20 protein-coding genes and 3 pseudogenes are annotated in these 25,288 nt (G+C 55.5%); 11 read left to right on the top strand and 12 right to left on the bottom strand.

What is annotated here, in order from left to right; all coding sequences use genetic code 11:
* Positions 1–1,122, top strand: coding sequence for an acetoin utilization protein AcuC (locus RZS32_RS06655; protein WP_317056232.1), 1,122 nt, complete (start codon positions 1–3; stop codon positions 1,120–1,122).
* Between the two features lie 137 nt (positions 1,123–1,259).
* Here the strand turns inward: RZS32_RS06655 and RZS32_RS06650 are convergent, their stop codons facing one another.
* From RZS32_RS06650 to crcB, 8 genes and pseudogenes are all read right to left on the bottom strand, one after another.
* Positions 1,260–2,027 (bottom strand): amino acid ABC transporter ATP-binding protein, encoded by a 768-nt coding sequence (locus tag RZS32_RS06650; protein WP_317056231.1) that lies wholly within the window; start codon positions 2,025–2,027, stop codon positions 1,260–1,262.
* 12 nt (positions 2,028–2,039) lie between these two features.
* Positions 2,040–3,345, bottom strand: a pseudogene (locus RZS32_RS06645) (amino acid ABC transporter permease).
* Position 3,346: 1 nt separating this feature from the next.
* Positions 3,347–4,576 carry an amino acid ABC transporter permease gene (locus RZS32_RS06640; protein WP_317056230.1) on the bottom strand — a complete coding sequence of 410 codons (1,230 nt, stop codon included), beginning with the start codon at positions 4,574–4,576 and terminating at the stop codon, positions 3,347–3,349.
* Between the two features lie 114 nt (positions 4,577–4,690).
* Complete coding sequence (locus tag RZS32_RS06635; RefSeq protein ID WP_317056229.1) at positions 4,691–5,713, bottom strand: amino acid ABC transporter substrate-binding protein; 1,023 nt, start codon at positions 5,711–5,713, stop codon at positions 4,691–4,693.
* Between the two features lie 208 nt (positions 5,714–5,921).
* Entirely contained in the window at positions 5,922–6,632 is a 711-nt protein-coding gene (locus RZS32_RS06630; RefSeq protein WP_317056228.1) for an ATP12 family chaperone protein, read from the bottom strand.
* Positions 6,629–7,315, bottom strand: coding sequence for an HAD-IA family hydrolase (locus RZS32_RS06625; protein WP_317056227.1), 687 nt, complete (start codon positions 7,313–7,315; stop codon positions 6,629–6,631). Before RZS32_RS06625 ends, RZS32_RS06630 begins: the two co-directional genes overlap by 4 nt.
* Positions 7,312–8,351 (bottom strand): annotated as a pseudogene (locus RZS32_RS06620) (RluA family pseudouridine synthase). Before RZS32_RS06620 ends, RZS32_RS06625 begins: the two are co-directional and overlap by 4 nt.
* The gene (crcB, locus tag RZS32_RS06615; protein WP_317057852.1) at positions 8,348–8,725 is read right to left on the bottom strand and encodes a fluoride efflux transporter CrcB; all 378 of its coding nucleotides are present in this window, start codon (positions 8,723–8,725) and stop codon (positions 8,348–8,350) included. The pseudogene RZS32_RS06620 and the gene crcB overlap by 4 nt, the downstream one beginning before the upstream one ends.
* A 115-nt stretch (positions 8,726–8,840) precedes the next feature.
* Between crcB and RZS32_RS06610 the strand changes: the two genes are divergently transcribed.
* The 3 genes from RZS32_RS06610 (at position 8,841) to RZS32_RS06600 (ending at position 10,943) form a co-directional block, all read left to right on the top strand.
* On the top strand, positions 8,841–10,109 hold the full coding sequence (locus tag RZS32_RS06610) for a glycerate kinase type-2 family protein (RefSeq protein WP_317056225.1): 1,269 nt from the start codon (positions 8,841–8,843) through the stop codon (positions 10,107–10,109).
* Complete coding sequence (locus RZS32_RS06605; protein WP_317056224.1) at positions 10,109–10,498, top strand: hypothetical protein; 390 nt, start codon at positions 10,109–10,111, stop codon at positions 10,496–10,498. The genes RZS32_RS06610 and RZS32_RS06605 overlap by 1 nt, the downstream gene beginning before the upstream one ends.
* 304 nt (positions 10,499–10,802) lie before the next feature.
* Positions 10,803–10,943, top strand: a complete 141-nt coding sequence (locus RZS32_RS06600) for a hypothetical protein (protein ID WP_317056223.1) — start codon at positions 10,803–10,805, stop codon at positions 10,941–10,943.
* 106 nt (positions 10,944–11,049) lie between these two features.
* Here the strand turns inward: RZS32_RS06600 and RZS32_RS06595 are convergent, their stop codons facing one another.
* Both RZS32_RS06595 and RZS32_RS06590 read right to left on the bottom strand, forming a co-directional pair.
* A complete protein-coding gene (locus RZS32_RS06595) occupies positions 11,050–11,784 on the bottom strand; it encodes an SDR family NAD(P)-dependent oxidoreductase (protein WP_317056222.1) in 735 nt (244 codons plus the stop codon).
* A 71-nt stretch (positions 11,785–11,855) separates the two neighbouring features.
* Complete coding sequence (locus tag RZS32_RS06590; protein WP_317056221.1) at positions 11,856–13,202, bottom strand: UDP-glucose dehydrogenase family protein; 1,347 nt, start codon at positions 13,200–13,202, stop codon at positions 11,856–11,858.
* A gap of 197 nt (positions 13,203–13,399) precedes the next feature.
* Between RZS32_RS06590 and glmM the strand changes: the two are divergent.
* The 4 genes and pseudogenes from glmM to RZS32_RS06570 all read left to right on the top strand — a co-directional run bounded on the left by glmM (position 13,400) and on the right by RZS32_RS06570 (position 18,939).
* Positions 13,400–14,742: pseudogene (gene glmM, locus RZS32_RS06585) on the top strand (phosphoglucosamine mutase).
* Between the two features lie 152 nt (positions 14,743–14,894).
* Positions 14,895–17,441 carry a glycosyltransferase gene (locus tag RZS32_RS06580; protein WP_317056220.1) on the top strand — a complete coding sequence of 849 codons (2,547 nt, stop codon included), beginning with the start codon at positions 14,895–14,897 and terminating at the stop codon, positions 17,439–17,441.
* Positions 17,417–18,148 carry a CatB-related O-acetyltransferase gene (locus RZS32_RS06575; protein ID WP_317056219.1) on the top strand — a complete coding sequence of 244 codons (732 nt, stop codon included), beginning with the start codon at positions 17,417–17,419 and terminating at the stop codon, positions 18,146–18,148. Before RZS32_RS06580 ends, RZS32_RS06575 begins: the two co-directional genes overlap by 25 nt.
* On the top strand, positions 18,145–18,939 hold the full coding sequence (locus RZS32_RS06570) for a sulfotransferase family 2 domain-containing protein (protein ID WP_317056218.1): 795 nt from the start codon (positions 18,145–18,147) through the stop codon (positions 18,937–18,939). Before RZS32_RS06575 ends, RZS32_RS06570 begins: the two co-directional genes overlap by 4 nt.
* Here RZS32_RS06570 and RZS32_RS06565 read toward each other — a convergent pair.
* On the bottom strand, positions 18,901–19,680 hold the full coding sequence (locus tag RZS32_RS06565; RefSeq protein WP_336623558.1) for an ABC transporter permease: 780 nt from the start codon (positions 19,678–19,680) through the stop codon (positions 18,901–18,903). The two genes, RZS32_RS06570 and RZS32_RS06565, sit on opposite strands and share 39 nt — an antisense overlap.
* A gap of 218 nt (positions 19,681–19,898) precedes the next feature.
* Here RZS32_RS06565 and RZS32_RS06560 point away from each other — a divergent pair, with 218 nt between their 5' ends.
* Positions 19,899–20,984, top strand: coding sequence for a hypothetical protein (locus tag RZS32_RS06560; RefSeq protein ID WP_317056216.1), 1,086 nt, complete (start codon positions 19,899–19,901; stop codon positions 20,982–20,984).
* Complete coding sequence (locus RZS32_RS06555) at positions 20,981–21,643, top strand: ABC transporter ATP-binding protein (protein ID WP_317056215.1); 663 nt, start codon at positions 20,981–20,983, stop codon at positions 21,641–21,643. The genes RZS32_RS06560 and RZS32_RS06555 overlap by 4 nt, the downstream gene beginning before the upstream one ends.
* Positions 21,644–21,653: 10 nt before the next feature.
* Here the strand turns inward: RZS32_RS06555 and RZS32_RS06550 are convergent, their stop codons facing one another.
* Positions 21,654–22,586 carry a glycosyltransferase family 2 protein gene (locus tag RZS32_RS06550; RefSeq protein WP_317056214.1) on the bottom strand — a complete coding sequence of 311 codons (933 nt, stop codon included), beginning with the start codon at positions 22,584–22,586 and terminating at the stop codon, positions 21,654–21,656.
* A gap of 135 nt (positions 22,587–22,721) precedes the next feature.
* On the opposite strand from RZS32_RS06550, the gene RZS32_RS06545 reads away from it, so the two are divergent.
* Positions 22,722–25,250, top strand: a complete 2,529-nt coding sequence (locus RZS32_RS06545) for a calcium-binding protein (RefSeq protein ID WP_317056213.1) — start codon at positions 22,722–22,724, stop codon at positions 25,248–25,250.
* Positions 25,251–25,288 lie beyond the last annotated feature (38 nt).

The raw sequence follows: 25,288 nt of genomic DNA, 5'->3' as shown, positions 1-25,288 counted from the left end.
ATGTCTCTGCCCAAGCCTCTTTTTATCGGTTCAGAGATTTACCGCGGGTCCAGCTATGGTGAGAAACACCCACTGAGCATTCCGCGCGTGCCAACTGTGATCGACCTGTGCCGCGCCATGGATTGGCTGCCAAAGTCGCAATACCGCGTGAGCCCTATGGCCAAACCAGCGGCGCTGACTACGTTTCACACGCCTGAGTATATCGAAGCGCTGAAAGACGCCGAAGCCGAGGGCGCTGTACCGGATGAGACCCGGGTTAGGCACAAGATCGGAACGCTCAGCAATCCGATATTCCCCGAAATCTATCGTCGTCCCGCCACTGCAGCAGGAGGATCCTTGCTTGCGGCTGAGCTGCTGGCCAAGGGCGGTGTGGTCTACAACCCTGGCGGCGGTACGCATCACGGCATGGCCGATCACGCGGCAGGGTTTTGCTATCTCAATGACCCGGTTCTGGCGATCAAGGCATTTCTGGCACAAGGGCTTTGCCGTGTGGTCTATGTGGATATTGACGCGCATCATTGTGATGGGGTGGCTGCGGCATTTCAGGGCGAGAGCCGCGTGCAGATGATCTCGACACATGAGGAAAAGCGCTGGCCTTTTACCGGTCCTATAGAGGACAGGGCGGGAGGACAGGCGATCAACCTGCCTTTGCCGCGGGGCACGCATGACGATGATTTCGCGCGCATTGCCGATGAGGTGATTTTGCCAAATGTGCAGGCGTTCCGACCAGAGGTGATTGTGGTGCAATGCGGGGCGGACGCCGTCACTGAGGACCCATTGGCGCGGCTTGATCTGTCGAATAACAGCCATTGGCGGCTGGTGGCGGCGCTCATGGACATGGCACCTCGGCTTTTGGTGCTGGGCGGCGGCGGGTACAACCCATGGAGCGTCGGGCGGCTTTGGTCTGGCGTGTGGGCGACACTTAACGGCATCGAGATCCCGGACCGATTGCCGGAACAAGGCCGCGCGGTGCTGGCCGCTCTGAGCTGGACCCGGCAACGGGGGGAACGGGCAGAGTATCTGGTGGAGACGCTACGCGATACGCCGCGAGGCGGGGATGTGTCGGAGGCGGTGCGAGACCGAATGCAGGTTTTGCGCGCGCGACGGAAGATCTGGGTTTGAGAGGGCGATGGCTGCTGGGAGTGCTGGGGACAGTGACACAAAGCCGCGTCAGTGCCGAACCGGGGGACGGCGCAGCCTCCAATACAAGCCCCCGGCGTCGCAAAACGCCGGGGGTCTTGTATGTCTTTTGGCCCTGTTCAGTGGCCGAGGATCTGGCTCAGGAACAGTTTGGTCCGTTCAGATTTGGGGTTGTTGAAGAACTCTTCGGGTTCGTTCTGTTCTACAATCTGACCCTGGTCCATAAAGATCACGCGGTTCGCCACCTGACGGGCAAAGCCCATCTCGTGGGTGACGCAGAGCATGGTCATGCCTTCCTCGGCCAACTCGACCATCGTGTCGAGCACCTCTTTGATCATTTCTGGGTCGAGCGCAGAAGTGGGTTCGTCAAAGAGCATGATCCGAGGCTTCATACAAAGCGAGCGGGCAATCGCTACACGCTGTTGTTGACCCCCTGACAACTGGCCGGGGTATTTGTCGGCCTGTTCAGGGATCTTCACCTTGCTCAGATAGTGCATCGCCACTTCTTCGGCTTCTTTCTTGGGCGTTTTGCGCACCCAGATCGGAGCGAGTGTCAGGTTCTCAAGAATTGTCAGATGCGGGAAGAGGTTGAAGTGTTGAAACACCATACCAACCTCTGAGCGGATCGTATCGATATTCTTGATATCCGAGCTAAGCAGCGTGCCATCGACAACAATTTTACCCTGCTGGTGCTCTTCCAATGCGTTGATGCACCGGATGAGCGTTGACTTACCGGACCCAGAAGGCCCGGCAATCACGATGCGTTCACCGCGGTAAACGGTCAGGTCAATGTCCCGCAGAACGTGGAATGACCCGTACCATTTGTTCATGTTTTCGATTTGGATCGCGATCTCGTCGCTGACTTGCAGTTGAGCAGCTTCCGCCATGGGGAACCCTCCTTATCGATGATCTGTCGCAAGCTCACGTTCGAGCCATTGCGAATATTGTGAAATGCCGTAGCACACGACGAAGAACAGGATCGCGGCAGCGCCGAAGAGCTCCCAATAGACACCGTTCCATTCTGTGGATGCCAGGATCGGACCCCGGATCATGCCGACCAGGTCGAACATGGAGATAACCGAGACAAGCGTGGTGTCCTTGAAGAGACCCACCGCCACGTTCACGATACCCGGGATTGAGATCTTGAGCGCCTGAGGCAGGATGATGAGCCGCATGGCCTGGGCGTAGTCCAGCCCCAAACTGTCTGCGGCCTCATACTGACCCTTGGGCAAGGCCGCGAGGCCCCCGGATCACTTCGGCGATATAGGCCGAAGAGAAGGCCGTGATCATGATGATCACCCGCACAATCAGGTCAAAGGTTGTGCCCGGTGGCAGGAAGTAGGCCAGGACCACGTTGGCGACGAAAAGCAGCGTGATAAGAGGCACACCGCGAATGAACTCGATGAAGACCACACAAATCCACTTGATGATCGGCATGTCTGACTGACGTCCAAGGGCCAATGCGATACCAAACGGGATCGACAAAGAGACGCAGACCGTGCCGAGGATCATGTTGAGCATAAAGCCCCCCATGTCGCGCGATTGCACCGGCTCAAGGCTTAGAAAGCCACCGGAGCCGCCACCAGAGCCAATCGTACTGGCGAGCCAGAACATGATCGCGGCGGCTGCGATAGCCGCCAGTGCAGCGATGGCAAAGCCTTTGTGCTCCAGCCGGGTAAAGGCTTGTGCTGCGAGTACGAACCCGACCAGAACCAGCAATGGTGTCAGGATCGAGCCGCCCCAAATCAGCCAGAAGGCGATAAAGGGGTAGAGACCGGTGAAGATCAGCATCTTGCTCGGCAGATACTTGAAAAACATCACCGGGGCCGCCGCAACGAAGAGCAGGACAAAGGCCAGCGTCGGACGCCAGTATTGATCCGGTGGGTACTTGAAGCCAAAGAGCAGTTGGTTCCACCGTTCGGTCAGAACGGCAAAACAGCCGCCTGTGGCACCTTCCAGGATTTCGCGACATTCCCGGATCGAGTCCGAGTTCCAGACCCCGTTCAGAAGCCAGGGCATTGATGAAACTAGGATATAGTAAACGGTGACAATCGCCGCGACCGTCAGGACGGAATTGGCGGTACTGGAGAACAGGTTTTCGCGCGCCCATTTGACCACGCCACGCTGTGTGGCCGGTGGCTCCTGCTCTGGGAGCATATCCATTCTGACAAAGGGCTCAGTGCGCTGTGAAGTTGCATCAGTCATATCAGCGCTCCTTGAGCTTAACAGCATTGTTGTAGATGTTCATCACTGCAGAGATGCTGAGGCTGATGATCAGATAGAACAGCATCAGAAGCAGCACGCATTCAATCGCGCGGCCAGTTTGGTTGAGCGTGATGCCCCCCAGCGTGCCGGTGATGTCCATATAACCCACGGCAATGGCGAGCGAGCTGTTCTTGGTGATGTTAAGGTATTGCGAGATAAGCGGCGGTATGATCACTCGAAGCGCCTGAGGCAGGATCACAAGGTTCATGATGCGGCCCGGGCGCAGACCCAGCGAAGCTGCGGCCTCTGTCTGACCTTTGGAAATCGCCTGAATGCCCGCGCGGACGTTTTCGGCGATAAAGGCCCCTGTGTAGATGGCCAAAGCGAACCAGAGGGCGATCAAGGAGCCTCGAATGGTCCAACCACCTGCAAAGTTAAAGCCTTTGAGTTCCGGGTAATTCCAGGTGAGCCCCATGATCCAGCACAATGCGACCAAAGGCACGAACCAGATCGCCAGATTGGCCCACAACGTGTTTGGCCTTTGGCCGGTGGCTTCTTGCACCTGATCGGCACGCCGTACATTCCAGCGCGTGATGAACAAGGATGCGACAAGCGACGCCAGAATGACGAGCCAGTTTCCGGCACCCTGGAAAATGCCTGATGTGAATTCAGGGGCGGGGACATAGACGCCACGGTTGGTAAAGGCGAACATGTCGAGCACCATGCTGGCGGCCGGATCATCCCCTCTAAAGGCACGGGGCCCGGGCAAAACAGCCGTCATTACGGTAAAGATGATGATGATCCAGATGAGGACAGGCACGTTGCGGAACGCTTCGACGTAGACCGCCATGAGCTTGCGCACAAGCCAGTTGTTCGACAACCGAAGAACACCGGCGGCGACCCCCAGGATTGTTGCGGTCACGCAAGCCAGAAAGGCCACAAGAAGCGTGTTGAGAATGCCCACAATCGAGGCGCGCCAATGTGAGCTTTGACTGTCGTATTCAATCAGTCGCTGGTTGATGTCATAGCCTGCTGGTTCCCCAAGAAACTCGTAGGAAATGTTCAAACCTGCAGCGCGAAGGTTTTGCACCAGATTGGAACCGAGATAGGCAATCAGAGAAATCAGAGCGATCAGGGCGATAAACTGAAAGGTGTAGGAACGATAGCGCGTATCGTTCAGCAACATAGACAGTCTAAACGACTCCTGAGGAGGGTCGGTCATGGTTGTCATCTGAGGTGTCCCCTTGCCGGCCCGGATTGTTTGATGCGCTTTTGCGCGGTGGGCCGATCATTGCTTTTCATAGACAAAGGGCGCGGAGTGACCGCGCCCTTTGAAGTAGTGATTTTAGCGGAAGGGCGGCGAGTAGAGCAGGCCGCCTTCGGTCCACTGCGCGTTCAGGCCGCGAGCCAGACCGACCGGTGTGTTTTCACCGATGTTCTTCTCAAAGATCTCACCGTAGTTGCCACCGGCCAGAGCCTTCACAGCCCAGTCGGCGTCAAGGCCGAGCATTTCGCCCAGGTTGCCTTCGGTGCCGAGCAGACGGTTGACTTCCGGATTGTCGCCAGCAGCGCCAGCCAATTCACCGACGTTGGCACTTGTGACGCCCAGCTCTTCTGCGGTGATAAGAGCGTTCAGCGTCCAGCGAACAACGTCACCCCATTCATTATCGCCGTGGCGAACAAGTGGGCCAAGTGGCTCTTTGGAGACGATCTCTGGCAGAAGCACGTGGCCTGCAGGATCTTCAAACGCAGCACGTGTCGCGGCCAGGCCGGACGCGTCAGTTGTGTAAACGTCGCATGCACCTGCAAGGTATTGCTGCTGCGCTTCGGCATTTGTCTCAATCGGAACCGGCTCGTAGCTGATACCGTTGGAGCGGAAGAAGTCCGCCAGGTTCAGCTCGGTTGTTGTTCCGGTCTGGATGCAGACGGTCGCACCGTCCAGATCTTTGGCCGAAGAAACGCCGAGATCTTTCGGAACCATGAAGCCTTGACCGTCGTAGTAGTTCACACCGACGAATTCAAACTTCAGGTCAACGTCGCGGCTGAAGGTCCAGGTGGTGTTCCGTGCCAGCATGTCGATCTCACCGGAAGCCAGCGCTGTGAAGCGTGTCTTACCTGTGGTGGGAACGAATTCCACTGCCGCCGGATCCCCCAGAACAGCCGCTGCGACCGCACGGCAAACGCCGACGTCGAAGCCGTCCCAGTTACCGTTTGCGTCAGGTGCAGCAAAGCCGACCAGACCGGTTGTTACGCCGCAGTTCAGCTTGCCGCGTGCTTTCACGTCGTCAAGCGTACCTGCAGAGGCGACGCTTGCAGCTGCGGCCATGCCAGCAACAGTCAGCGCGCCGAAGATTACGGATTTTTTCATGTTTACCTCTTCCTGATATGCCCGCCCTCTCTAGGGCGGTTCAATCGGTCCTTCCGGACCGGGCGATACTGTGAAGGGTCATTTCCCCATGTCAGTGCCCGGGAGTTTGTGTGGATTCACCCGTCAAGGTCAAGGGTTTTGGTGACAAAAAAATGCCACTTTTTCTGTTGTTTCCGCTGAGGAAACCAATGTTTAGCGAATCCGCATGTTATTTAATCGCGAGATCGTGAAATCTCTTGGCGTGTTCAAACTCTCCAAGCTTGTGCTCCGCAAGCTCGCGAGCTTCCTCATCCACGCCCCATTGCTCTTCCTGCCAGGTTTCATCAACTCTTGACCAACCCCAAAGCACCACCGGATCGGCATAGTTGTAGAGTGCTGCAAACCCGATCACCAACGACCCAGATAATCCGACAAGGTCATGGAACGCCGTTAACGTAAATGCGTCCATCTCCCGAACGTTCTGCGTCAGCACCATCAATGCCTTTGGGTTCTGCGGGCTATGCATAACACCTGATACCGGTAAGAGCCTTGCGCCGAATCTGTCCGCGGCCCAATCAAGAAGTGGATCCCAGGTCTCAGCCTGGCGTTTGACCAAAGAGGCCGGGCCGTCTGCGCGATAGCACAGAAGATCCGCGTCACCATAAGCCGCCACAAGGTCCGCAACCTCGGCATGTTGCGCCGTTACTTTGTCAATCGCCGCATTGGCAGACCGTGTCATCGGCATCGACAGCGGGTTCACACTCTCACTCTGGTCTTCCCATTCCAGTGCAATCGCCTGTGCCAGCGCCTCAGATGGGACGATCAGTTCTGATTTTGCAGGGGTTCTGACCGGACGATCATCCAAGCGGATTCCATAGCCCGCGCCGCTTGGTACGACATTGACCGTTTTCCAAAACCGCTTGGCTTTCCATTCGCTCATGCCGCTGTCACCTTCCAAGCGCCTGCTACCGCGTCTGGCAGCTCAGCGAAAGCTGAGACAATCCGATCCGCTGAGCTTAGCAAGCTTACGTCATGATATCCCCAGCCAACACCAATCGCGCCAACATGCGCGGCCAGCGCCATGTCCATGTCGTAGCTAGTATCTCCAACCATTACGGCGTTTTGCGTCTCTACACCCGTTTCCGCAAGCGCGGTTTCTATCATTGATGGATGTGGTTTAGAGGGGTGATGATCGCTGACTTGCTGGGTGACGAACATATGTTCTAAATCATGTGCCTCCAGTAATTTATCCAGACCACGCCGGGACTTACCAGTGGCTACACCAAGAAGAAGATTGTCCTGCCGCTTGAAAAACTCAAGTGCGTCTCGCGCGCCTGGGTAAAGCGGAGATGAGTCTGCGGCCCCTGTCTTTGCGCGCAAGTTGACATACGCATTTTTGTATCCCTCGACCATTCGTGCCTGAGTTGCTGCGGAACGGTCCGGCGCAAGCCGGGCCATCGCATGATCAAGCGAGAGACCGACAATCGACAGGATCGTCGCGCGATCAGGGACGGGTTGGTCCACGTCTTGGAAGGCGGCTGTCATGGCCGCCACAATATCGCCCTGGCTGTCGACCAGCGTGCCGTCGACGTCAAAAATCACAAGGCGCAACGGATCTGTCATGACAGGTCCTCAAACGGATCTGCCGCTGCATCCTGAGGCCGCCACTGAAACGTCTCCCATGTTCGCGCCATATGGTCCGGCAATGGAGCGGTCAGGGAAAGCTGCGCTCCGGTGACAGGGTGTTTCAGGCTGAGCGACCGGGCATGCAGATGCAATTTGCGGCTGATATCCCCACCGAGTTGCGCGCCCCACCCATCGCCCAGGTTTTCCTGACCTGAGCCGCCATATTTGCCATCCCCCACAATCGGATGCCCGATCTCGGCCATATGCGCGCGAAGTTGATGTGTGCGTCCGGTAATGGGCACCAAAGCCATCCAGGACGTACGCGTGCCCGCATTTTCGACCACAGCGTAATCTGTCGTCGCGGGTTTGGCGCCCGGTGTTTGGTCAATATCACGCGGGTGCAGGCACAACATCTTTTCGCCTTCACCTTTGGACCCGTGACCCGGCGCTTTGACCAACCCGAAACGGATGGTGCCCATGCGCGGGGCTGGCACCCCGGCCACCACCGCCCAGTAAATCTTGCGCGTGTCGCGATCCCGGAATGCTGCCGTCAGACGGGCGGCGACGGCACGGCTTCGGGCCATAAGCAAAACGCCGGATGTATCCTTGTCGAGCCGGTGAACAAGTCTCGGGGTCTCATCCAGTTCAAAGCGAAGGGCATCTGACATTTCATCCACGTGGCGTGTCAGCTTGCTTCCACCCTGTACGGGTAGTCCCGGAGGTTTGTTCAACGCCAGAATGTGGTCGTCCCTGTAAATCACAGTATTGCGAATCATCTCCGCGTCGCGGTCTGATACTTTTGGCCGCGCAGGTGTGGCCTGTGCGGGGTCTGGTAAGGGCGGCACGCGCACCTGCTGACCTTCTTCAATCCGCGTGTTGGCCTTGGCGCGCCCACCATCAACGCGCAGCTCCCCTTTGCGGCACATCTTTTCAATCCGCCCTTGCGAGACATGCGGAAAACGCCGCCGAAACCAGCGATCCAGTCGCTGATCACCTTCCCTTCGGCAACGGTTAGGGTTTGAACCTTAGTCATGCCCAAAGTGACCTTGCCAGCCAAACACCCATGGCAAGCCCAAGGATCGACAGCACCACTGACAACGCGACATAGATTGCCGCCTGGCCAATCTCACCGCGCTCATAGAGTGTAAAAGCCTCTAGGGAAAAGGCCGAAAAGGTTGTGAAACCGCCGAGGATACCTGTCATCAGAAACGGGTTCAGAGCTGTCAGGTCGCGTTGAAATGTGTAGACCACAACAAGGCCCATGAGGAAGGACCCAATCACGTTCACCGGCAGGATGGCCAATGGAAAGCTGGCACCTGTTGAGCGCACAACAGCCATCCCAACGCCAAAGCGCAGCATAGAGCCGATGGCCCCGCCCAATCCCACCTGAAGTAAGGTCATCACCATGGCCGCGTCTGTCGCGCGTGGTCTGTCCTTTGTCAAGTTTGCCAGCGTGCAGCGATAGAGTTGCAGCGCTAACATAAATCGCAATAGTGTGCCGCGACATTGTCCGGAGTGCCCCATGCAAGACCCTGCGCTGTTCCTACGCGCCCTTTTTGATCGCGCCGTTGAAGTGGCCGACCCCATGCAAAGTCTGGCGGCGCACCTGCCGCCCAAGCCAAAGGGCCGCCTGATTGTTATCGGCGCGGGCAAAGCCAGTGCGCGTATGGCCGAAGCCGTTGAGGCCGCGTATGGGCCCTGCGAAGGATTGGTCATCACACGGTATGGATATGCCCGGCCCTGCAAAGGCATAGAGATCGTCGAGGCAGCGCATCCCGTGCCCGATGCCGCAGGAGAGGCGGCGACGAAACGGATGCTGGATCTGTTAGACGGGTGCGGTGAAGGCGACACGGTTCTGGCCTTGATCTCGGGAGGTGGCTCAGCGCTTTTGACGGCCCCGGTCGATGGGATCACCTTGGCTGAAAAGCAGGCGTTAACAGACGATCTTTTGGCATCTGGCGCGCCGATTGGCGACATCAATGGTATCCGAAAACAGATTTCGGCGGTCAAAGGCGGCAAGCTGGCTGCGGCGGCATATCCGGCGCAAATGCTGGCATTGATGATTTCGGACGTGCCCGGTGACAATCCAGGTGATATTGCCAGTGGCCCCACCGTCGGAGACCCTGGCGATGCGGCACGTGCAATTGCCCTGTTGAAACAATGGGGTGTTACGCCCTCTGACTCGATTGCCAGATTTCTGGAGTCTGGCGGTGCGCCCCTGGCGCCTGACGATGTGCGCCTCAGCCGTGTCACCAATGTGATCTATGCGGCTCCCTCACAATCCCTCGAAGCGGCGGCAGAGATCGCGCGCGCAGAGGGGTGTGATGTCCGTCTCTTGGGTGATGCGCTGGAAGGTGAGGCACGAGAGGTTGCGGTCGCTCATGCTGCATTGGCTTTGGATATTCAGAAGGACATGAAAGCCGGCAGTGCGCCAACCCTGCTTTTGTCGGGCGGTGAGCTTACCGTCACCAAACGAGGCAACGGCATTGGCGGGCCAAATGCAGAATACGCATTGGCGATGGCGGTGGCGTTAGAAGGCGTGGACGGCATCGATGCGATTGCCTGTGACACGGATGGTGTTGACGGTGCCGCCGAGGTGGCAGGGGCGATCATCAGCCCAGCGACGCTTACCAAAGCGAAAGACAAACAAATCGATCCGCAGGCCGCTTTGGACACGAATGATGCGCATGGGTTCTTCGCAAAAATCGGTGATCAGGTTGTTCCGGGACCAACCCTGACCAATGTCAATGATTTCCGGGCCTGCTTGATCCAGCCAACGAGCTTATTGTGATGGTCATATCACTCACAAAACCGACTGCAGCTTTGTCTGTTACTGTGTGTTTGGCCGCTGGTGCGCTGGCTGAGGACAGCGCCAAAGTGCTGAGTGCTTCGGAAATCGACCTGCTGCTGCGAGGCAACACGATTGAAGGCACTTGGTCCGGTTCGACCTACACGCAGTACTTTGGTGAAGATGGTCAGACCGTCTATCTTGAAGAAAATCGCCGCCCTGATGTTGGACGCTGGCGGGTGAATTCTGAGACTGAGCAATATGAGAGTTGGTGGGAGCAAACCGGCTGGACGGCATACACGGTTTTGGAAACAGAAGGCGGATTTGCCTGGAAAAGAGGGGATGGGCACGAGCTTTTTGTCGTCTCAGAAGGCAAACAGATCACTTGGTGACCTCTAGGGTGCGCTACTCTATATTGTTGAATCCTGGCACAGGAGTCGCACAAATTGTGGGTTTTGTGCATTTTCGCCACATTCTGGACATATTTCTTCCAAATTGGAGACAAACTTTTTCCAACCACGGGATAGACCAATATTAACATTTTTGGCAGACTTCTAATGCCGGGATCCTGTCCCAATCGCATCAGGCGGCGCGTTTTCAGCCGATCTGAGGGCCGGTATCCCAGCAGATTTAAGAGTGTGGGCGCCGGTCGGTGCTAACTGTCCGGTTTGCCACGTTAACAAGTGGAGAAGACCGATGACCAAATCTATTTCTGCCACATCTGAAAAAGATGGATCAAAGCTCAGCCAAAAGTCGGTTGAACAGCCGGTGTCAAAGCCGGTGACCAAGTCCATCACTGTTTCAAGGCAGGTGTTTAACGATTTTGCCTGTATCTGAGTGCTGTCGGAACTCTGAATTTTGAAGTAAGCCTTTTTAAGTATTGGGGGGTTCGCCCGACAGGGTGGCTGCGAGAAATCGGAGCCACCTTTTTCTTTGCCGGAGTCTATGTGCGAAGCGCTGGCAGGCCTATACCCGTCGCCTCAAAACCGCCATCCACAGATATGATCTGACCGGTCACAAAACTGGCCTCTTCAGAGCAGAGGAAGGTGATCACATTGGCGATCTCATCTTCGCTCCCGTAGCGGTTAAGCGGAATCGCATCATGATAGGCGTCAATGATGTCCTGTGTGTGCACCGCCATGGCAAGCTTGGTGCGCACAGGCCCGGGACAGACACAATTCGCCCGAATGCCTTTTTCGCCCAACTCCACAGCTTGCTGCTGGGTTAGAGCCATGACGCCGGCTTTGGAGGTTCCATAGGCGACCCGCAGCGTTGATGCGCGCAAACCAGAGATAGACGCGATGTTCACAATTGCACCTTTGGCCGCTGCTAGAGCAGGTGTCAAAGCTTGGGTCATCATGAAGACACCATCGAGGTTGGTCTCCATAACCGTGCGCCATCGGGACAGGTCGGTTTCCTCAATAGGCCCGAAATCAGCCACCCCTGCATTGTTGACCAGCGCATTGAGATGGTCAAACTTTTTGGCAATGTCAGCCACCTGACCAGGAACCGAAACATCGCAAAGTATTTCGGTGACATCCTGCAGCTGCGAAGCTTCAGACGTCAGCGCCTCTTCATCTCGATCCACCATGACCACATGCCAGCCCTTGCTCAGAAACTCTTTTGTGGTCGCCAGCCCAATCCCACGTGCCGCGCCTGTGACAAGTGCCGTCTTCACGTTCTGTCTCCATGTGCTCTAACAATAGTAGAGACAGAGTGGTAAGACAAAACCTTCAAAGTGAAAATGGTCTATTCCGCAGCGGTCTCTTTTGCCGTCTGGCGCAAGAACCCGACGCGCCCGACGCTTTCATAGGCATCAAACCCTGCGCGTTTCGCATCCTTGACAGAATAGATATTGCGAAGGTCGGCCAAACGCGGTGTTTCCATCTTGCGGGCAATGCGTTTGAGATCCAGCGCGCGGAACTCGTTCCATTCCGTCAACAGCACCACAAGATGCGCTTTGGAGACGCATTTATATGGATCATCCACCCATTGCACACCCGGAAGACGCTCTTCCCCTTCGCGCTGACCTTGCGGGTCACACACACGTACCTTGGCTCCGCCACCGACCAACGCAGGAACAATGGTCAGGGAGGGGGCTTCTCGCATGTCGTCCGTGTTCGGTTTGAACGTCGCGCCGAGGACTGCCACGGTTTTGCCGTTGAAGGATCCGTCGCACATATCAACGAGTTTATCGATCATACGACGCTTGATCTCTTCGTTCACTGCGATAACCGCCTCGGTAATTTGAAGCGGCAAACCATGCTCTTGCCCGGTCCGTGCCAAAGCACGGGTGTCTTTCGGAAAACAGCTTCCGCCATAGCCCGGTCCGGCATGAAGGAACTTATTGCCGATCCGACCGTCAAGACCCATGCCGCGGCTGACCTGTTTCACATCAGCCCCGGTACGTTCACAGAGCGCGGCGATTTCGTTGATAAAGGTGATTTTGGTCGCAAGGAATGCATTCGCGGCGTATTTTATCATTTCCGCCGATTCCAGATCCGTTGTCAGGATCGGAAACTCCCGCAGGTAAAGCGGACGGTAGATTTCCTGCATCACTTCCGCCGCGCGTTCAGTTTGCACACCTACGACCACTCGATCCGGCTTCATAAAATCTTCAATCGCGGCCCCCTCCCGAAGGAATTCCGGGTTCGAGGCGACATCAAATTCCAGATCAGGGTTTGCTTTGCGCACTGTCTGCTTGACCTGCCGATTGGTGCCTACCGGGACGGTGGATTTGGTGACAATGACAATGTAATTCTTTGCGGTTTTTGCGATTTCTTCAGCAGCCGCCATAACGAAACTAAGGTCTGCATGGCCATCACCCCGCCGGGTGGGGGTGCCGACGGCAATGAAAACGGCTTCGGCATCGTCTAACGCTTCTGTCAGGTCTATGGTGAAGGAGAGCCGTCCTGCTGAGACATTTTTCTCCATGAGCTGATCGAGACCTGGTTCGTAAATCGGCACTTCGCCGCGCTGGAGTCGTTCGACTTTCGAAGAATCTTTATCAACACAAACGACGTCATGGCCAAAATCTGACAGACAGATTCCCGAGACCAATCCAACGTAACCTGTTCCAATCATTGCAATCTTCATAAAGTCTTCCCGCACAGCAAATTGCAGTTCATCTTATGAGCCGCAAGGGTGTTTTAGTCAACGAGACGGAAAAAATTGAGGCCATTCAATGGACTCCAAAAGGCTTTTGGCTGATGCGGGATAGATTGGACATGCCGATATTCGGCCGTTAAGAAACATAAAACTGCGCGAGACTGAACAAGCGTGAAGGTGAGCAGATGAGCAAAGATTTGTTTGGTACAGACGGGGTTCGCGGACGGGCCAATACGTGGCCCATGACCGCTGAGCTTGCTTTGAAGCTTGGCACGGCGGCTGGTCGCTATTTCCGACGAGATGCGCAGGACCACCGGGTTGTGATCGGCAAAGACACACGCCTCTCTGGATACATGATCGAATATGCGCTGACGGCTGGATTTGCCTCTACCGGTATGAATGTGTTTCTGCTTGGCCCTGTGCCGACACCCGCAGTTGGGTATCTCACACACAGCTTGCGCGCGGATGTGGGCGTCATGATTTCCGCCAGTCACAACCCAGCCGAAGACAACGGCATCAAGCTCTTTGGGCCTGATGGATTCAAGCTTTCGGATCAAGCCGAGGCCGGAATTGAAAAGCTGATGACTGACGGCGTTAAATTGGCGGCTCCTGAGAATATTGGCCGGGCGACGCGCTTTGAAGACGCGCGCGGGCGGTATGTGGAATACGCAAAGACGACTTTCCCGGCCGGACGCCGGTTGGATGGTCTCAAGATCGTGGTAGACTGCGCAAATGGTGCAGCTTATCGCACCGCGCCCGCCGTCTTGTGGGAACTTGGGGCCGAAGTAATCCCTATCGGCGTGGATCCTAATGGAAGCAACATCAACGCGGCATGTGGATCTACGCATCCGGAAATGGCAGCAAAGAAGGTTTTAGAAAGTGGCGCACATCTGGGTATTTGCTTAGACGGCGACGCAGACCGCCTTGTTCTCGTGGATGAAAAGGGCCAGGTCGCAGACGGGGATCAGATCATGGGTCTGATCGCCACGCGCTGGGCGCGCGAAGGGCGGCTGCAGGGCAATGCACTGGTGGCGACCGTTATGTCCAACCTGGGGTTGGAACGACATCTTGCAGACCAGGGCATCGAGCTTAAGCGCACCGCGGTTGGAGACCGTTATGTTGTTGAGACCATGCGCGCCGATGGGCACAATCTTGGCGGGGAACAGTCCGGCCATATCGTTATGACCGACTATGCGACCACGGGTGACGGTCTTATCGGAGCGTTACAGTTTCTGGCCAGCATGGTTGAAACCGACAACACAGCCAGTGAGCTGGCACGCGTTTTTTCCCCAGTCCCGCAATCGCTGATCAATGTGCGGTTTAGCGATGGGCAAACACCACTTGAGACGGATCAGGTGCAGCAGGCAATTGCCGATGGAGAAAAAAGCTGGGATCAAATGGGCGTCTTCTGATCCGCAAATCCGGCACCGAGCCTTTGATCCGCGTGATGGGTGAATGTACCGACGAAGCGATGCTCAAAGCCGTGCTCGACAATGTCGTGGGTGCTGTAAAAGACGCCACGGCCTGACCCATAAAATCCATTTCGATTTTTAATCTTTTGGAAGGATTTCTGCGCTTAGTTTCAGTGCAGTCGATCTGACTGCTGCGTCTTTTGTATCTCGCGCCTTTTCCGCTTTGTGGGCCGAACGTGGCTGTCAGAAACCTGCATCCGGGGATCCCATGCTGCGTAGTTTGCGCCAGGCTTTTATACGCTACTCACACGAACACGGGTCTTTGCAAAGGCAAGGGCACGCGCTGGTCAATCCGCGTGGCCAAACCGTAGGGCATGTCGATCGGATCGCCTTGCGAAGAGGGAGGATCGAAGTTGAAGGCTGGGTTGATGCCAGCCATGTGTCTTTAGTATGTGGCGCTGAGCTCTGCGCCAAAGCGCCGGACATTCACCGACCGGATGTCGTGCAAGCCTATGGGGACGCTGTTGGCCCGACGCCTGGCTTCTTGCTGGATCTGCCTTTCGACAGTCAGGCGTGCTTTTTGGTTTGTTCGACAGATACGCAAGAACTCAGTGTGAAACTGGAAGGGTTTACCGATCAAACTCTGGCTCGGATGCGACGGGGATTGTTCATGCCCTTCCTGATCGCTTGTGTGCGATCTGTGCCGGCCTATTTGCGTTGGCGTTTGCGCCAAAATCCCGAAGACCGGGCTGACGTTAAGAAACAACTCGGATTGGGACATGAAACCCCCAATAGCTATATGACACCATTTCTTTTTGCGGCCGATGCAAGCGCGGGTGACACACCGACAGCGGACCTCGGCAAGGAACAGGTCACGATTATTGTACCAGTCTTCAATGCTCTTGATCTTTTACCCGAGGTTTTGACCCGTGTGCTGTGTCACACTGACTTGCCCTTCGAGCTTATCTTAATTGAGGATTGTTCGACTGACCCCAAGGTCCGGCCCTATCTGCGTAACTGGTATAAAGGGTGCGCGCCCGCAGTCCAAAGCCACATACATTTGCTCGAAAACGACACCAACTTGGGCTTTATCGGCTCGGTCAACCGGGCTTTCAAACATGCGCTCAAGCTGGGTCATCATGTGATTTTACTCAATTCAGACGCCTTTGTGCCAAAGGATTGGGCCAGCCGACTTGTGCGCCCTCTGATCGAGCATCTCAGGGTTGCCAGTGTAACTCCAATGTCCAACGACGCAGAGATTTTCAATGCACCGGTCATTTGCTGTGGCGCCCCTCTTAAGGAAGGGGTGATAGATCGTGTTGACGCAGTTGCGAGACGGTTTGTCCCCGATGCGGCGCTCGCTGATGCGCCGACCGGTGTGGGCTTCTGCATGGCGATGCATAAGGATGCGCTGCGTGCTGTGCCTTCCTTCGACCAGGTGTTTGCTCCGGGATACGGTGAGGAGGTTGATTGGTGTCAAAAGGTCGCAAAGAAAGGCTGGCGTCATCTGGGGCATGGCGGTGTCTTTGTGGAGCATCGCAGCGGAACATCGTTTGGCTCCAGCAAGAAGGCGAAACTTGTAGCGGCCCACAACCAGATCGTGTCCCGTCGATATCCCTACTACGATCAATCGGTGCAGGATTTCATCGAACATGATCCATTGGCGGCACCGCGGCTGGCCTTGGCTTTGGCCTGGGTGGCAGAGCAGTGCGAGGGCCCTGTTCCTGTGTATCTTGGTCACACCTTGGGGGGTGGAGCGGAGTTTTATCTCAAGCGCCGAGTGGACCAGGATCTGCAGCAGGGTGGTGTTGCGCTTGTTTTGCGGGCTGGGGCCAAAGGTGCATGGCAGGTGGAGCTACATACGGCTCATGGCATGACGCGCGGGGTGACAACCTCAACCCGGTTTTTGCGTAGGCTGGTCGGCCTTTTACCACGGCGCAGGGTGGTTTATTCCTGCGGCGTCGGAGCGGAGGACCTCACTGAGCTGCCAGATCTTTTGATTGATCTGGCCGCAGGCTCAGCGTCAGAGCTGGACATCCTCTTTCACGACTATCTCCCGCTCAGCCCGTCTTACACGCTGCTTGACAGTGATGGGCGCTATGCGCTGACGCATGACATCCGGGACAGCGCGCATACCTATTGTTGTCCCGATGGGCGGGTTGTGTCTTTGGCGGACTGGCGCAGGACCTGGGGTAAGGCGCTGCTGCATGCAGATCGGCTCATCGTCTTTTCCGACAGTAGTCGCAAGATTGTTGCAGAGGTGTTTCCGGACTCCAGCGCCAAGATCATGGTCACGCCGCATGCCGTGGCTTTGAAACAGCGTCGCATGGTTCCCGGTGTTGACACTGATGGAAAGCCGGTGATTGGCGTGCTTGGGGCCATCGGGGTCCAAAAAGGCGCAAAGGTTTTGCAAGAGCTGAGCCATGCGCTTGATCAAAGTCGCGAGGCACGTCTTGTCCTTATCGGATACATGGATCCGGCCTATCCCTTGGCGGGCACGGCGCATGTTCATGGCCCATACGAAGTGCGTGACGTGCCTGCTCTCGCCAAACGCTATGGGGTTAGCTGCTGGTTCATTCCGTCGATCTGGCCCGAGACGTTTTCCTACACGACCCACGAGGCTTTGGCGACGGGTCTGCCGGTTTGGAGCTTTGATCTTGGCGCTCAGGCCGATGCGATCAGGCGAGCTTCTGTTCAGTCTGGTCAGGGCGGTTGCCTTCCGCTTGATCACGAGGCAACCAATCCTGCACTTATCCTTTCAACCTTATTGTCTCCTCACAAGACCGTCCAATGTCCACAATCGCAGTCCGCATAAGCGCGCTCGCCGCAAAAGGCGTTGAGGTGCTGCCGCGCCCTTCGGGACGTGTGATTCACCTGCCAAAACAAACCTGGATCGAGGCCCCGGCCAGCCTCAAGTGGACGCAGTATGAGCTGTCCTTGTCTCTTGGTGCGTTTTCCTATCAAGTATCGGGCTACTGTGCCGCTGCCGAGATCGGCAGATACTGTTCCTTTGGAGAAAACGTTCAGATCGGGCGGCAAAACCACCCTTTGAGCTGGGCCTCAACCAGCCCGGCCTTTTATCTCAAGGATCGATTGTTTGAGGTTGGAGACGGGTTTTCGGGGGCGAAGGATTACGAAAGCTACACGTTCAAGAATTCTCAACCGCCGACCAAGATCCGTAAAACAGTGATCGGGCATGATGTCTGGATCGGACATGGGGCGATGATTGCGGCGGGTGTCACTATCGGCAACGGTGCGATCGTCGCCGCCGGTGCCAGTGTCGCAAAAGACGTGCCGCCCTACGCCGTTGTTGCTGGTAACCCGGCCGTGCCCAAGAAGTTTCGCATTCCCAAAGACATGATAGAGGCACTTCAAAACAGCCGTTGGTGGCGGTTTGCACCCTGGCAATTGTCACATCTTGATATCGCTGATGTGCCTTGCTTTCTTAGAGGCCTTGATGCGATGGCCGATGTTGCCCCTTTCGCTCCAAGTTGTGTTGATCTTTGCGAAGAGTTGCCATGAGTCCGATTGTCTTTCTTCATGTGCCAAAGACTGCAGGACAGACCGTGCACAATGAACTGGTACGTGCGGTTGGCGGGGCGAAATTTACCTCTCCTGTGCGTGTCACCACTCAGGCCGTCAAGGGGCGGCAGATGCCCGATGGGTATCGGCTTTACTCAGGTCACATTGATTGGACTGAGTTGGAGCTTTTGCCAAAGGACAGATTTGTGTTCACCGTTCTGCGCGACCCCAAAGAGCGCATTGCCTCCTTTTATCTCTACATGCGCAAAATGGCGCAGCAGACCGCCGGGCATGACCTGAGTTTACCTGAGAATACCGGCAAACGCATGGCGCTCAGTCTCACTGCCGATGACTACTTTTTTGGCGGTACAGATGAGTGGCATCAGTTCGTGCGCAGCATGTACGACAATTTCTATTGCTCTTACTTTGCGACCCGGCGCATGGACGGATGGGGTGCTATGCGACCCCTTTCATCCAAAGACCAACTGACGCGTGCGCTGCGAGGATTGCGGTCCTTGTCCGCCGTCTATTCAATTGATCGATTGGAACAGCTCGAAGAAGAGATCGCGTCCCGTTACGGCGTCTCAATCCATGTCGCTGGCAACTACTTCAATACCGGGGGTCATCCGAAGAACGAGGATCGCTGGCCCAAACTGTGTGCACGATTTGAAAAGGACCAGAGTATTGCGCGGATCGAGGCGTTCGCCACGCTCGATCAGGCGCTTATGGAAAGTGCATTTCCGAGCGCATCGTCAACCGTCGTTGATAATGTCGCGATGGAAACGCCTTAGGAAAATCAACCCGAACGCCATCAGACAAAGGGGTAAGAGCACAAGGTACGTCCGAGACACATACTCGGCCTCGTATCCGGCATAGAACCCTTGTCGCACCAATCCTACCAGATGGATAAGGGGGTTGAACCACAAGTAGTTGTCGTAGGGGCTTGGAATGGTTTCAAACGTAAAAAAGATACCCGAAATAATGAACAAGGGCCGGGTCAGAACCGACCAGGCCCTTTGCCACATCGGGAAACGGCAAAAAGCAAATGCATTGATTGTCCCGACGCCAAAAGCAAGCAAGGCAGCATAGCCCATGGCCTCCGCAACAATGGCAATATCAGGTACAAGACGTGTGTCGAACAGAACCATAATGCCCAAAAGGACAGCAAAGGCCACGAAGAGCTGCGCAAATAAATTGACCAGGAACCGCGCCAGAAGCGCGTCGATAAACGTGATCGCCGGATACGCCAGAAGCGGTCTGGAAAAGTGCAAGGACAAGGCGACTTTGCCCGATACATCGCTAAAGAGCAGGAACGGAATAAGTCCGGTTGCATAGAAAATTGGGAAGTTGACCCCCAAAGATGGGGATTGAAACCCGGTGGAGAAAATCAACGTCAAAAGCGCGATGCCGGCTACTGGCTCAAGCACCGCCCAGAGGTACCCCCGGGCGAGCGCCCATAGGTCGTGGCCATTTCTCTTAGTACAAGTGCAGTTACTGACCGTGCGCTGGCCAGTCGGCGTTTGCTTGGAAATGCAGTGTCAGTTGGCGCCATCTGGAGCAGTTTTTCGCAAATTCAACGATTACTTTAGGTTTCGTGCCTAGCACTATCCTCGGAATGTCTTGAGGAAGTGTTGTGACGCTTGCGAAAATAAACCCCACACACCTTGTCGCTACGGCCCCGCAACAGCGGGCTGTGATGCCGGTTGTGCCACCCTTGGCGAAGCCTGCCAGACCCAGGCGCCGGCATAAAATGGTCTTGCTCAGCTTTGTGGTCTTTGTCCTCCTGCCCATGGCCGCGGTGGCCTATTACCTTTGGGAGGTGGCCGAGGATCAATTTGCGTCGACCGTCGGATTTTCGGTGCGTCGCGAAGAGGTTAACTCAGCCGTTGAGCTATTTGGCGGCATCACAGATCTGTCCGGGTCAAGCTCTTCGGACACGGACATTCTCTTCCAGTTTCTAAGCGGTCAGAAAATTGTGACGTCTATCGACTCAAATCTTGATCTAAGGGCGATTTGGTCGAAACCTCAGTATGATCCGGTCTTCGCCTTTGATCCCGATGGAAAAATTGAAGATTTGGTGGACCATTGGCAACGCATGGTCCGCGTGTCCTACGATAGCTCTTCGAAACTTTTGGAAATCAAAGTGCTCGCCTTTGCACCGCTGGATGCCCAGGCGATTGCGCAGGCGATATTTGAAGAAAGTACTGAGATGATCAACCGTCTCAGTGCGATCGCGCGTGAAGATTCCGTGCGTTATGCGCGCGACGAACTTGTGACGTCTGTCGAAAGATTGAAATCGGCACGCGAAGCCGTAACGCGGTTTCGCAATGAGCATCAGATTGTCGATCCGAGTGTAGATATGGAAACACAAGCGGGGCTTTTGGGAAATCTTCAGACGCAACTGGCCGAGGCGCTGATTTCGTTGGACCTTCTGTCTGAGACGACGCGGGACAATGACCCGCGCTTAGATCAGGCGCGGCGCAAGGTTGATGTGATCAAGGGGCGTATTGAAAGTGAGAAGTCCAAGCTGGGAATATCCGGAGGAGACATCCGAGAAACAGACGCTTTGGCCACAGTTTTTGGCGAATATGAGCGATTGGTGGTGGACCGGGAATTTGCAGAGCAGACTTATATCTCTGCGCTAAGCGCGTTTGATGCGGCTCAGGCTGAGGCCGGGCGCAAGAGCCGGTATCTGGCGGCGCATATCGAGCCCACTTTGGCCGAACAAGCGCTTTACCCGCGCCGGATCATGTTGCTTGGGCTAACATCGCTTTTTCTTGTGCTGATCTGGTCGATCAGCGTTCTGGTCGCATTCTCTCTCAAAGACCGGCGATGATTGTTTTGCAAGATCTGACCAAAGTGTTCCGCTTTCGCTACGGGAAGAAAGTCATTGCGGATCACGTCAACGCTGTTTTCCCACCAAGGCGCGCGGTCGCACTGCTTGGACGGAATGGAGCCGGAAAAACATCCTTGCTCAAAATGATCGCTGGAACAATGGACCCTTCCAGCGGGCGTGTCATCACCAAAGGTGGTGTGTCATGGCCGGTCGGGTTTGCCGGGTCGTTCCATGGAGATTTGACCGGGGCGCAGAACGCGCGGTTTGTGGCAAGGATCTATGGTGTGGACACTGAAGAACTGGTTGCATTCGTCGAGGAATTTGCCGAGTTGGGCGCACATTTCAATCAGCCCTTCCGCACATATTCGGCGGGCATGAAGTCCCGCCTGGCCTTTGGTGTGTCCATGGGTGTGCCTTTTGAGACTTACCTAGTTGATGAGGTCACGTCCGTTGGCGATACGGCGTTTCGCGAAAAGAGTGCCATCGTTTTCGCCGAACGAATGAAAACAGCAGGTGCAATTATGGTTTCTCACGGTGTGGGGCAACTGCGCGCGTTGTGTGATGCTGGTGCTGTGCTCGAAAACGGTCAGCTATACTACTATGATGATGTGGAAGATGCGATTGCGCATCATCAATCCAACATGGCAGCGCAGGTGTGAAACATAGCTGTCACACCCAACCCATGGCACCCGCCAGGTAAAGCCCGGCCGTCCCAAGCGCTGCCTGGCGTTTAATGCCCAATCCTCGCAGCAAGGCGGCACGGCCTGCGCCGCGCGATACATGCGCCTCTCTGTATTGTCTGATTTTCTCCCGAGCATCGTGCGTAAGATGGCAACGACAGTGCCAAAGGGCGTCCAAATTCTTGGAAACCCAGGCTTTATAGGTCTGCGTCCCGATAGCCTTCAGACGCATGACAAAAGCTGCCAGACCCCGAGAGGCACCTAGCACGTTCGTTTCATGCTGACGGTAGAGGAGAACCGGGCGTGTATCCAACACCACGCGGCCACCAGCAGCACTCACAACTTGGTAGATCCACCAGTCATGGAACGGCACTTCACGCGGGCATCCAAAACTGCGCAGAAGACGCCGCGCACCCGGAGATAAGACCATGCTGTGACCGCTCATCACATTTTGCACGATGGCGTTTTCGAAGGATGGTTTTTGTTTTGGCATCTTGGACCTTCCAAGCGGCTGCAGATCCTGTGAGACATGAAAGCTCTGCGCACCATAAAGAACGGGCTCTTGCTGATCATCACGCATGACTCTCAGAGCACGACTAAGCTTACCCTTAAGCCAAATGTCATCCTGATCAGCAAATGCCACATAGCTATCCGGAAAATCAGGGTGGCACAAAAGCGACAGAAAATTCTGGCATACTCCATTTCCGGGTCCGTGCAGCAGGCGGATGTCGTGTGCACAGCCATGCCGAGCTTGAAACTCTTGCAGAATTTTCCAGGTGTCGTCGGTTGAGCCATCATCACTGATCCAGAGGGACCAATTCTTGTGAGTTTGGTTCAAGAATGACTGCAGCTGTTCTTGGAGATATGCCGCACCATTGTACGTGCAAAGCGCAATTGTGATATGTGGATTAGATCGCGACAAATTATGGCCTCAAGAATTGATTTTTCTAACGAAAACCCACGGCCAACATTGCCAAAGCCAAATTAAAATTCGCTCTATTCGTCAAGAATCCGCCGTGATCCGAGCGCTTAAATGCACAGCTTTTGAAGCATTCTGTTGGATGCATATGGTTCGGGTGAGGTTTCGGTTTTGTACATCAATCATGAGCGGCGGGTGTTCCCGTCATCCGATCAGGCCGTGGCGGGTTTCTCGGATGCGCAGATCATTCTGCACAACGGCCAGCAATGGCTGAGTGCGTCCTCTGCGGATGCGGACGAAATTTTCAGCTGGCAAGTCTCGGATACAACGTCACAAATGCAAACCACGGATGTTGCCGGTGGGCCGGGTTTGTCTACACAACGCGCGCTTCAAAGCGGGTCGCTTGATGGGCAGGACGTGCTTTGGTCATTTGGTTCAAATGATCAAGGGTTCACAGCGTATACAGTAAATCAAAGCGGCGGACTTGATCCGGTACTCAACGGTGGCCTCGGGCAAGGTGCCATTCTGTCTCTGGTTCACGATATCTCCGGACCCCAAGACCTGATTTACACAACGACGCGGGAGCGAGGTGAAATTGACATTTGGCAACGCACAGGCGCTGGTATCACCTTGTGGCAAAATCTCCCGACAGCCCAAAGCCCATCAGGGTTCGACAATCTTCTGTTGGCGCAAGCGCAGATTGGCAGCAACCTGTTCATACTGTCCGTTTCGAGTGCCAGCAGCACGATCAACAGCTATGCAAAAGACTCTCTGAACGGCCTCGTTCTTCGCGACACAATCGGGTCGCAGAATGGCTTTGGCGTGGCAGCGCCTTCGGCGATTGAAGTCATAGAATTCCAAGGTGAGACATACGCCATTGTCGCGGCTTCAGGGACGAGCTCGATATCAGTATTGAACATCTCGGCCACGGGGATGATCGAGGCGCGCGATCAGGTGATTGACGATCTCAACAGTCGCTTTGCTGGGACTAGCGAGCTTGAGATCGTAAGCGCCGGAACGCAGGTCTTTGTCCTCGCAAGCGGACAGGATGACGGCGTCAGCCTCTTTACCCTTTTGCCAGGTGGTCGGTTGGTCCATCTCGAAAGTCGAGAGGGCACTCAAGATGCGCCAATTGATGACCTGACATCCCTGACAGCGCTTTATGAAGATGGAATCCTGCACCTCTACACCACATCCGAAGCGGCCAGTGCGATTGATGCCTGGACGGTGAATGTTGATCCCGGTTTGGTGTCCCACGCTCCATCAACTGGCGGCACCCTTACAGGTTCATCTCAGAACGACATTCTGGTCGGGTCTGACAGCGCGGATCACCTCAATGGCAGTATCGGCCGCGATATCCTTTATGATGGCGGTGGATTTGATACCCTTACAGGAGGTGCGGGAGAGGATATTTTTATCCTGAGTGCCGACGGCGTCCGGGATCGAATAAATGGTTTCGAAGTGGGGCTCGATCGGATCGATCTTACCAGCTGGGGGCGCATTTACTCAAAGTCGTCTCTTCAGTTTCAGGAGCTCAGCAATGGTATCCGGATCACCTTTGGCGACGAACGTCTGGATGTCATCTCTTCCGCCTTCACGACGATCACCGAGGACATGCTGAGCGATACTGATTTGCTTGGTTTGGGGCATGTTGATGTCGGGCTTTGGGTTGAGTCTGAAATCTGGCAGGGCACGGAGGGGGATGATGTCTACAACGGCAACCTTGCTGGCGATGCACTATCCGGCCTTGGAGGAGCAGACATCCTTTCAGGTGGCGGCGGGAATGATACCCTCAATGGAGGCGCGGGTGCAGATATCTTGAACGGTGGTGATGGGATAGACACCGCAGATTACACAGGCTCGTTGGGGTCGTTACGCGTGGATCTGATGTTTGCTTCGGTAAACACAAATATTGCAGCCGGGGACAGTTACGTCAGCATCGAGAACGTTATTGGCAGTCAAGGACAAGACAACTTGCGTGGCACTTTGGATGACAATCTTCTGCAAGGGATGCGGAATGTTGACTATCTTTATGGCCGGCGCGGGGAGGACACGCTTATGGGGGGTATCGGCGATGATGTTCTTTTCGGCGGGGTGGATGGCGATGTGTTGGATGGTGGGCCAAACCGAGATCGGGCGCAATACTCAGAAAGCCTCACCGCAGTTACAGTTGATCTGATGAATCCGTCTGTGAACACAGGTGAAGCCACAGGAGACATATTTGTCGACATCGAAGATCTGGCCGGGTCGGTCTTTGGCGATGACCTGTTTGGCGATGCCGGGGTTAACCGGCTTTTCGGGCGCGAAGGTGCGGACCGGCTCTATGGTCGGGCGGGAGACGATTATCTGAACGGAGGGGCACATTCAGACAGGCTTGACGGTGGGGCAGGCAATGACGTGATGCGTGGAGGAACGCACAGCGATACCTTTGTGTTCAATGGCGGAGCAGACGTCGTCGAAGACTTCAATCTTGCCCACGCTGATAAGATCGCGATTGAGCGCGCATTTGTACCGGCGGTGGATGGTTTGACCGCGCAGGAGATCGTCACAAACTATGCAACAGTGGGAAATGGTTCCCTTTTTCTCGACTTCGGAGATGGCGATCGCCTGACACTGCTCAACTATTCTGATATGGATGAGCTATCTAACTATTTGTTTTCATTTTAGAAAGTTTGACAACAAAGCAACGCACGCAAAGCTTACGA

The organism is Roseovarius sp. W115, assembly GCF_032842945.2.
In the GTDB taxonomy this organism is placed as follows: domain Bacteria; phylum Pseudomonadota; class Alphaproteobacteria; order Rhodobacterales; family Rhodobacteraceae; genus Roseovarius; species Roseovarius rhodophyticola.
The sequence above is the reverse complement of the archived record's forward strand: the minus strand, read 5'-3'. Positions and strand labels throughout refer to the sequence as shown.